At 61.5% G+C, this 1,188-nt stretch carries 1 protein-coding gene; it reads right to left on the bottom strand.

The window, feature by feature from the left end; genetic code table 11:
* Positions 1–1,124: hypothetical protein (locus JNK54_10690; protein ID MBL8024725.1), on the bottom strand; the 1,124-nt coding region annotated here is incomplete at its 3' end.
* Between the last annotated feature and the right edge of the window lie 64 nt (positions 1,125–1,188).

Raw genomic sequence — 1,188 nt, 5'->3', positions numbered from 1 at the left:
GTGCCCGCGGGAATACGTGCGGCGTCCAGAACGCCACTGGTGATTTTCGTGGCGTCCAAGCTCGGGATGTCCCCTGCGGCGAGCGTGTCTCCCGCGGTGACCCGGCCTTTTTCGTCGGTCGTCACTTTTGTATAGGTCCCGGCGGTTCCGGTACTGACGAGCGTGAGCGCGCCGGTTGTGGAAATTGTTGCGTCCCCAGAGAGGGGAACACCCGCCGCTACATTCGATCCATTGCCCACAAGCACCTCACCTGCGGGCAGGGCCGAATCTACCTTGCTGTTGAACGTGGCCCAGTCTGAGCTGGCCAGGTAACCGTCGGTGGTGCCGTTGGATTGGGGGAGGGAAACTGTGGGGGAAGTTCCTCCGGAGCTGGCGAGGGGTAATGTGGCGGCGACGCCGGTTACCGTGCCTGCATCGGTGGATAAGGTTTGCCAGCTTCCGTTCACATAACTTTCCACGGCGTTCAGGGTGCTGTTATATCGTGTGTCCCCATTGGCGGGGGTGCTTGGCCGTTCGGCGCTGGTGCCGGTGGGGAGCCTTACCGCGTCGGTCTTGGCGCCTAAGTCAAGGCTCGTGGCGGGGGCGCCACCCAACCCGATCCGGTCCACGTTCAACTGAGCGGTGTTGCTCACGTGGGTCCCGGAAATGGAACTCGTGGCAATTTTAACACCCGTCACCAATCCGTCTTGCAACGCCGCGGTGTCCACACCACCCGCTTGAACCGCTTCCGCCAGAGTGGCCACATGGGACCGGGGAACCGGGGTCACGCGGAGTTTGGGTAGAAGGGGAGTTCCCGCCACGCTCAAAAGGGCGTAGAGGGGGTTCGTTCCCGTATAAGCGGAGGCATCCAGGGGGGATCCCACGGGGGTGCCGGAGCCCAGCTCATAGGAAAACACACCTTGGGGATTAATGGGAGTGATAAGGCCGGTCTCGGTATAAACCGGTGTTCCGCCCGTGGTGGCGGGATCGCCATCCCGAAAAAGCCGCCATTCCACCGCGGTCGGTGTTCCGATAGGTGTGCCGGTGTTGTCGGAAAGGCGCCCCTGGACCATGAAGTTAAAGTCGGCCCAGGCAACGGCGCCAAGAAGAAACATTCCAATCAAAAACACCAACCGTTTTGTCACCCGAGAAGTCCGCCTTAACGCGAAATTTCGGAGCCGAATCCACTGGCCCCGCGATGTGTCTGGT

It is taken from the genome of Elusimicrobiota bacterium (genome assembly GCA_016788905.1).
Taxonomy (GTDB): Bacteria; Elusimicrobiota; Elusimicrobia; order FEN-1173; family FEN-1173; genus JADKHR01.
Note: the sequence above shows the minus strand (reverse complement) of the source record. Positions and strands in the feature narration are given on the sequence as shown.